The 8,181-nt window shown below is 37.3% G+C and carries 7 protein-coding genes; 2 read left to right on the plus strand and 5 right to left on the minus strand.

Annotation, left to right across the window (positions count from 1 at the left end; translation table 11 throughout):
* Positions 1-173: 173 nt before the first annotated feature.
* The gene (locus tag CWB66_RS14860) at positions 174-1,340 is read right to left on the minus strand and encodes a DUF3103 family protein (protein WP_138585970.1); all 1,167 of its coding nucleotides are present in this window, start codon (positions 1,338-1,340) and stop codon (positions 174-176) included.
* A gap of 620 nt (positions 1,341-1,960) precedes the next feature.
* Between CWB66_RS14860 and CWB66_RS14865 the strand changes: the two genes are divergently transcribed.
* A complete protein-coding gene (locus CWB66_RS14865; protein ID WP_077537753.1) occupies positions 1,961-2,380 on the plus strand; it encodes an MAPEG family protein in 420 nt (139 codons plus the stop codon).
* 170 nt (positions 2,381-2,550) lie between these two features.
* On the opposite strand, the gene CWB66_RS14870 is transcribed toward CWB66_RS14865, so the two are convergent.
* The 3 genes from CWB66_RS14870 to CWB66_RS14880 form a co-directional block, all read right to left on the minus strand.
* Positions 2,551-3,828, minus strand: coding sequence for an Ig-like domain-containing protein (locus tag CWB66_RS14870; protein ID WP_138585971.1), 1,278 nt, complete (start codon positions 3,826-3,828; stop codon positions 2,551-2,553).
* Positions 3,829-3,862: 34 nt separating this feature from the next.
* Positions 3,863-4,375, minus strand: a complete 513-nt coding sequence (locus tag CWB66_RS14875) for a putative outer membrane beta-barrel protein (RefSeq protein WP_077537755.1) — start codon at positions 4,373-4,375, stop codon at positions 3,863-3,865.
* Between the two features lie 249 nt (positions 4,376-4,624).
* The gene (locus CWB66_RS14880; protein WP_077537756.1) at positions 4,625-6,472 is read right to left on the minus strand and encodes an ABC transporter ATP-binding protein; all 1,848 of its coding nucleotides are present in this window, start codon (positions 6,470-6,472) and stop codon (positions 4,625-4,627) included.
* Positions 6,473-6,760: 288 nt separating this feature from the next.
* Here CWB66_RS14880 and CWB66_RS14885 point away from each other — a divergent pair, with 288 nt between their 5' ends.
* Positions 6,761-7,180 carry a GFA family protein gene (locus tag CWB66_RS14885; RefSeq protein WP_077537757.1) on the plus strand — a complete coding sequence of 140 codons (420 nt, stop codon included), beginning with the start codon at positions 6,761-6,763 and terminating at the stop codon, positions 7,178-7,180.
* Here the strand turns inward: CWB66_RS14885 and CWB66_RS14890 are convergent.
* Positions 7,162-7,965, minus strand: coding sequence for a polyamine aminopropyltransferase (locus CWB66_RS14890; protein ID WP_077537758.1), 804 nt, complete (start codon positions 7,963-7,965; stop codon positions 7,162-7,164). The two genes, CWB66_RS14885 and CWB66_RS14890, sit on opposite strands and share 19 nt — an antisense overlap.
* Between the last annotated feature and the right edge of the window lie 216 nt (positions 7,966-8,181).

Here is an 8,181-nt window from a genome sequence, read left to right on the forward strand (position 1 = left end):
ATAGGCCCCATATATAAGCAGATTGGTATAAATTAATGTTTAGCGATGTGGGCGGTGTATCGGATAAATGAATGTGTAAGGCATAAAAAAGCTACTAATTTATACAATTAGTAGCTTTTATAGTTAGCGCTAAAAATAGCGGCTTAAGATAAATTTAATATCCAGAGTTCAGGTTAGTTTTGTCTAGGGTTAATTACTAAAGGTGACAATGTGATGGTTGCATTGCTACTTGCCCCTTTATATTCTTGATAGTCTTTGTTCTCAAAAAGAGTATAAAAAACGTCAACATAGTCATCATTATTGGTAAACCACTCGTCTGGCATTGCTTTTAATAGCTCATTTGTCAGTTTAGGGATGATGGCAAAACCCTGTGCTTGCAAATCAGGAATGTTAGACATAACTTGCTCTGTGATTTCTAATAATTTTGATGCTAGCGTTTTATAATTAGTGTTGTCATCTTGCTCCATTAAAAGCATATCGACTGCTTGCCAACGATAACGTTGCCAATGAATTACAACTTGATTAGGGCTGTAGGTCGTTTCGTCATGATCGAGATAAGGTAAATCCACTATATCTAATATCGGCTTATCTCTAGATGGATCAATACCTGTAACAATGGCATACACCTCAGCTTTGCCTGAGATCCATGGTTCTTTATCATCGGCTAAATGTATTTTTTTCAATACACTGGTTTGCATTGGCTTTTCGTTATTTAATTGGTTTATTTGCCCAAATGCGCCATCATTTAACTTCTCAGGAGATAGAATGCTGCGCATAACAGCAATACCTGCACTTTGTACTTTTTGCTGATCTAATTCCACAACAAATACAGGCTGGTTTGGTAGTTCATCAACAGCGAGATAATGAATCTGACCAAACTGGTCAAACGCTTCAATTTCAGTCCACAGTTTATCGTCACCTTGTGGTGCAAACGCGAATAAAGGACTTTGGCCTTGTTGCCAATCAGCGAGCATAGTATCGCTTGCTAAACGAACTTGTAATAAACTGCCCGTGTTCTGTGGTAAGCCTTTTAGTTGCTGTAAGGCACTGTTTGCTTCACCAATATTTTGCTGCTTTTGCATCCCCAAAGACGAAAGCTGGTCGGCATTTAGCGCAAGGTTATATTGGTTCAGCGTTTGTTTAAGATCCGAATTTAGTAAGTTGTAGTTAAGTGCTACATCTTTGGCAAAATTACGCTTAATTGTTGTTACGTCTTTGTATTTTGCTAACTTAGACAAGTCTTCAACTTCATTTATATTAAGTTGCGCTGAAAAAGCGGGCGCTGATACAAGGTTTAATAAAGCCAAAGCGGCTAAGTATTTTGCTATTTTATTTGTCATATGTATTCTACCGTTCAGTTATCATTAACGATATAAAACACCGATTAGAATAAATACTCAAGTAAATATTTTAAAATACGTAATTAGTATTGGTATTGGTTTTTTATCCCTGACTAGTCAGAAAGGATTAATAAAAGTGTTCTAAACATGCAGCTAGCACTTGCAATGTATTGAATTACTCGTAGTCTTAAAGCTTAAAACACTGAGTAAATTTTATAAAAACAGGGTATGTATTACATCTATTTTATAATGAAATAATTTATTTACTTTAATATCAGATAGTTATTTTTGGTATTAAATGTGCTAAACATTAAGGCCTGTTTATCTTTCGAGGTTGAATTTGCAGCAGTGCGTTTGGTTTTTAGGCAAGGCAGAGTCTATATTGTGTGGTATTCCCCATAAATAGGCGATAACCGACGCATGAATGCCAAACGCGGAAGCTTTGCTCGGTTTTTAGTTATTCTTATAGGGATGTAAGCCATTAGAGTAACGCAGGAGCAGTTACCGAGCCCGCTAGGTTACAAACCTTGTGCCGCGATTGAGTCGCCCCTAGATAGAACAAATTTAAATCCACAAAGGTTAACAGGCTCTAGTAATATAATAAAACAAGGAATTTGAAAATGACTGAAGTTACGCTTTCTGCCTATTTGGCATTTTACCTTTACTTAATTATGCTCGTGGTGCAATGGGCGGTGGCTACATTTAGTAAAGCTAAAGAGCCCCATGCTGTCCCTGGTAAAATAAACGACGACCTATCGCACGACAGCTTTATATTTAGAGCGCACCGCACATTTCATAATACGCTCGAAAACAGTGCGCTATTTATAGGCACCGTATTATTTGCATTTGTGATTAATTATCAAAGCCCACTTTTTGCAATGTGTGTTTGGGTGTATTTAATAGCGCGTATAATTCACATGGTGTTGTACTACGCAATTGCAACAGAGAAAAACCCAAGCCCGCGTAGTTACTTCTTCTTGATTGGCGTGATTGCAAATGTGGTGATGTTAGTAATGATAGGATTAAGATTAGTTGCCTAGATTGTCAAATAGCGCCTATAAATTATATTTGTTATAGCGTTAAAAAAGCGAAGAAGCTATGCAGCATCTTCGCTTTTTTATTTTAAACGGTTTTAGCTAGTTTACTATTTTAACCTGAACTCTGGTTAAAATATCTACTAACATATCGAAAAGTAATATTTAAACTTTTCTCACTCTATGTTAATAGTTGTATTGCTAATTATTCCATCGTAGGTTACTGAGATAACAGCAGTATTATTAGTACTTGATTTACTCGTTAGCCTATATAAAGCCTCTTTTGTTCCGGCATTAATTAACTTACCTTCCACTATACTACTGCCATTAAGGTTCCAATCAGCAAATTCGGTAACATTTAGGCTTGTTGGTGTAGTGGTATAATTTGCTGTTAATACGAGGTCGATTGTTTTTAATGGCTCTAATGTTAGTGTGCTTTCGCCATCATTAATTTGAATTGTGTTAAGAGTTGCATCTCCCTTAACTTCTAACGTTGCTATTTTTTGCTTCCCACCACATTGACCAATAAGCTTGGTTGAACCTGGCTTTAAAGCCAAAATAACACCTTTGTTATTCTTATCTGTTGTTATTCCTACATAGTCGTCTGTATTTAGCTGTGACCAAGAAATACTATTATTTATATTAAACGTTGAATCTGTATTACTGAGATTAGCTTGTGCTTTAAGTTGCATGCGATCGCCCACATTTAATGTGATCGTATCTGTTGCAACATCATCAACTAAAAGATTTATGCTTTCTAGATTTTTTGGATCTGAAGTGACGTTTAATTGAGCTGTAACTGTGCGAATACTTGCGGTGATCAGCGTTTTTTCAATACTAGGTGCTGAGGTAAATAAAGTTCCATCTGAGTCAATGGTTGCAGTAGTACTATTATCAACGGAAAAACTCATATCTTTAATAGTATTTAATGAAATATATCCATCAGTGTAGCTAACATCACCATTAATTTTTGCATCAATACAGGTGTTTATATTACCGGTTTGTGAGGATGCTTGCTTTAATTTAATACTAGCAACTGCTGCATTGCTTATCGATATCTCTCCATTACCAGAAATATCATTAATAGTAGTGCCTGTAATTTTAACTAGACCCTGATCAGCTGAAGAGCTCGCTATTGCAGTCACTAAACCACTATCACTCACGGTTGCAATGTCGCTATCGCTTGAGCTCCAAGTTAATTCTTTAGTGACATCTCTTTTTTTACCTTTGCTATCAATACCTGTTGCGCTAAGTTGATGTTTATCGCCCACTCTTAAGCGTGTTTGAGCATTTTCAATAGTGACTGATTCTATAATAGTTCCTTCACTGCGAAGCTTTTCGAGGGTAACAGCTTTGACAAGGTCGTCGGATTTGTCATCTGAACCACAACCAATAATGCTTGTTAATAAAATTGCAACAACGGATAATTTCGGGAAAGTGTTTATTCTTGTCATTTTGGGAAAATACCTTTGTATAATAAATTAATGACTAAAATTGGTATGTAAAACCAAGAGAGATAGCTGTAATTTTAATATCATCTTTGTTGTACAAAGATTGATAACCCAATCTTATTTGGGTGTTGTCTATGTAAGGAATATCTTGATGTAGCGCCAGTCCCCACGCAAAACCTTTATATTGAAAGTTGTCACTAATTGTCATTTCAGGACCAGCAGTTACAACGTCTGTTATTGCATACCCCAAAGAAACATCTAAGCCAAAACCATTTACAACATCTGATTGCATAACAAAAAATAGCGCGGCGCTTTTCTCTATATCAAACTCAATACTATAAATATTATCAGTGTCATTAGCAGCTAAATATTGGGCTTCAAAAGCCATGTTGTTGTTACTAACACCTAAACGTAGTGCGGTTGCTTTGGGTTTTGCATCTTCGCTGGCAATCGTGATTTCAGGTAAAACGTAATCTACACCGATATAAACGGTGTCAGCAAAACACTGTGAAGACGCGCAAAGGAAAAGTAGAGGAAGTATTTTTTCCATAAAGAGGTTCACTATCCATAAATTATTGTAAGGCAGCGATGGTATATAATCGACTAAAATTAATCAAGAAAAGGTCCGTGTTTTATGCTTAAAAAGGTACAAGTAGCCACTTTATTAACACTTTGATAAATGAATAATTAGGAGTTATTTTTGTTTCGTTTTTAAAATATTAACAACAAAACAAGCGAAGACCTTAAAAGGCACCTTCGCTTGTTTTGTTATTGTTAAATTCAGTAACTCACAGATTAACTAATCTATACCTATAAACCCGCCTGTTTGGTGCGTCCAAAGGGCTGCGTAAATGCCACCTTTAGCAATGAGCTCTTCATGAGTACCTTGCTCAACTACGCCGCCGTCATCAAGTACAATTAATCTATCCATTTGTGCGATGGTAGAAAGTCTGTGTGCTATAGCGATTACTGTTTTACCTGTCATTAAGTCATCAAGGCTTGCTTGAATTGCCGCTTCTACTTCTGAGTCGAGTGCGCTGGTGGCTTCATCAAGTATGAGTATAGGTGCGTTTTTAAGTAATACGCGGGCAATAGCAATACGTTGACGTTGGCCGCCCGATAGGGTGACACCGCGTTCGCCTACTTGTGCATCAAACCCTTTGTTACCTTTACTATCAACCAAGTCGTTTATAAATTCGAGTGCTTTAGCTTGCTTGGTAGCGTTTATCATCTCAGCTTGCGTTGCATCGGGGCGTCCATACAAAATATTATCTTTTACTGAGCGGTGCAGCAGGGAAGTGTCTTGCGTGACCATGGCGATATAACGGCGAAGACTTTCTTGGCTTACGTCTGTGATATTTTGACCATCAATTTTTATGCTGCCAGAGTCGGTATCATAAAAACGCAATAATAAGTTAACAAGCGTTGATTTACCTGCGCCAGAGCGACCAACTAACCCAATTTTTTCGCCGGGTTTAATCGTTAAATTTAGCCCGTTCATAACAGGGCTGCGAGTAGTCTCGTTTGCGGCTTTGCCGTAATTAAAGTGTACGTTATTAAACTCAATTGCCCCTTGGCTTACGTTCAGCGTATTGGCGTTTGGTTTGTCGGCCACTTCGATAGGGTTTGAGAGTGTTTTCATACCATCGGCTACGGTGCCAATGTTTTCAAACAGACTGCTTATTTCCCACATGATCCATTGCGCCATGCCGTTTAATCGAAGCGCTAGACTTACTGCAACCGCAATTGCCCCCGCGCTAATTGCGCTAAGCGACCATAAATAAAGTGATACAGCAGCAACTGAGAATACTAATAGGTAATTTAGGGTTTGAATAACGAAGTTCAAGCTAGTTACCAAGCGCATTTGTTTGTACACAGGCTGCAAAAACACATCCATGCTTTGTTTTGCGTATTGCTCTTCTCGCTGGGTATACGAAAACAATTTGATCGTAGAAATATTGGTGTAGCTATCAACAATACGCCCCGTCATTTCTGAACGAGCATCGGCTTGTGAGCTAGCAATTTTTTTAAGGCGCGGAACAAAATATAGCTGCACGCAAATGTATAAAGCCAACCAAACCAGTAAAGGGATCATTAAGCGCCAATCAGCTTCGGCAACTAAAAATACCATCGAGCCAAAATAAACCACGATGTACATTAGTACATCTAGTAGTTTAGTCACTGTTTCGCGAACGGCTAAAGAGGTTTGCAGTACTTTAGTGGCTATTCGTCCAGCAAATTCATTTTGATAAAAACTCACGCTTTGACGCAGTAAATAACGATGCGCTAACCAGCGTATCGACATAGGGTAATTACCTAACAAGGCTTGGTGCAAAATAGCGGAATGAAAAAATACAACGACAGGCAGCACAACTAATAGCATTACAGCCATTTTAACAAGTTCTGACTTTTGTTCGACAAACAAAGTCTCGGGTGTGTAGGCCGTTAACCAATCAACTAGTTGCCCCATGTAGCTAAATAAAGACACCTCTAGGATAGCGAGCATGGCGGCGCTTATTGACATCAGCACCAACGATAGTTCCATTCCTTTGGTGTAGTGACGACAAAAAGCAAACAAAGTAGAAGGCGGCTGAGTTGGTTGGTGCTCAGGAAATGCTTTGGTCATTTTTTCAAATAATCGATACATTTTAAAAACTTAAATGGCAAATAATGGTGAGTATCATAGCATTTAAGTATTTTAAAATGCAGCCTTGTAAAGGCTTAATATTAAGATAAGCGTGCAGCCAAATAATGCAAATATTACTAGCATCCCTATTTGAGTATCGGAAAGATATTAAATTTGATAGCAGATCTAAAATAGGCGAATATTAGCGAGTGTTTACTTCCCAGAAATAGACATTAAGGCAGTTAGCATTGAAAATAGCTGCTGAGATAGACTCATTATTTAAAATTGGCTTAATTATAAGGAGGTGATATGTACACAGGTTCATGTTTATGTGGTGAAATTACAGTAGAGCTAACGGGCCCTATTACGAGTATTATCCATTGTCACTGTTCACTTTGCAGAAAAAACAGCGGTACTGCTTTTGCGACTAACGGCTTTATAAATGCCAACGAATTTATAATTTCAACAGGCAGTAATTTACTAAGCGAATATTCTTTTAAAGCAGGGCGTACGCGTTATTTTTGTAAATGTTGCGGTTCACCAATTTATAGTGCTAATGCAGATGACAAAAGTCGATATAGAATTCGTTTGGGTCTAATAGATTCAGCGATTACTGAAAAGCCTTTATCTCATAATTTTGTAACTTCTAAGGCAAATTGGGAGCAACTAGAAACGAGCTTACCTTGTTACGATACATTTGAACCTAGTCGCTACTCTATTTCTATATGATATATAGTATTTATTGCTTTATGTAGTTTTGGAGCAATGACTTGCATTACTTTTGATGTTTGTATGGCTTCAATACTAATATGCTTCAACGACTTGTGGCTAAGTATTAGTACAATATTGTTGTATTCATTAAATTCGATGAGTGCGATGCACTCAAAATACTGACGCAGTAAAACTAAAATATTTTTTAAATCTTGGCCTGTTTGAGGGTTTAAATTAATCACTGCTTGGCCACTTTCATCTATACAGCGATTAATTGATTGCCAAAATGAATGACTTTGAATAAACGTTTGGTGGCACTCTCCACTAAAAATATCAATATAGATAATGTCGTATTTTTGATTGCATAGACTTATAAACTGCTCAGCACATTGTAAATGAACAGTGTGATCGTTGGGTAATTGAAAAAACTGCTTTGCAATGCTCACTATTGCTGGGTTTATTTCTACACTTTCAAACAGATTAATGGGGCTTAAGTAAGGAGTATTAGACTCAATATGTTTGAGTGTACGTTCTAACCCAGCTGTGCCTAGCCCTAAATTTAGAATACGCAGGTCATTAATCGGTATTAATAAAAATAACAGCATGCTTTGATATATAGCCACACATACTTTTTCAGGGCTCACTTTATTCATTACACCTTGAATAATTACGTCAGACTGTGGGTTGTTGTTAAGCGTGAGCCATAGATGTTCATTATTTTGATAAACGCAAGTTGAACCAAATTCATTTTCGACATGATAGGTTAGATTACTTGATGTGGTATCGGTTTTTAATTGGCGCATAACAGTATGTAGTAGATTAAACTCGCTCAGTAGTGTGCCATGAATAGGATGAGATTTTCACTTAATTTTTACCTAACCTGAGCTCTAGGGCCTGTTTATCTTTCGAGGTTGAATTTGCAGCAGACTGTTTGGTATTTAGGCAAGGCAGAGCCTATGTCATGTGGTATTCCCCATAAATAGGCGATAACGCAGCATAAATGCCAAACATGCGCTGCC

The sequence above is a fragment of the Pseudoalteromonas sp. S558 genome (assembly GCF_005886635.1).
GTDB classification, from domain to species: Bacteria; Pseudomonadota; Gammaproteobacteria; order Enterobacterales; family Alteromonadaceae; genus Pseudoalteromonas; species Pseudoalteromonas aliena.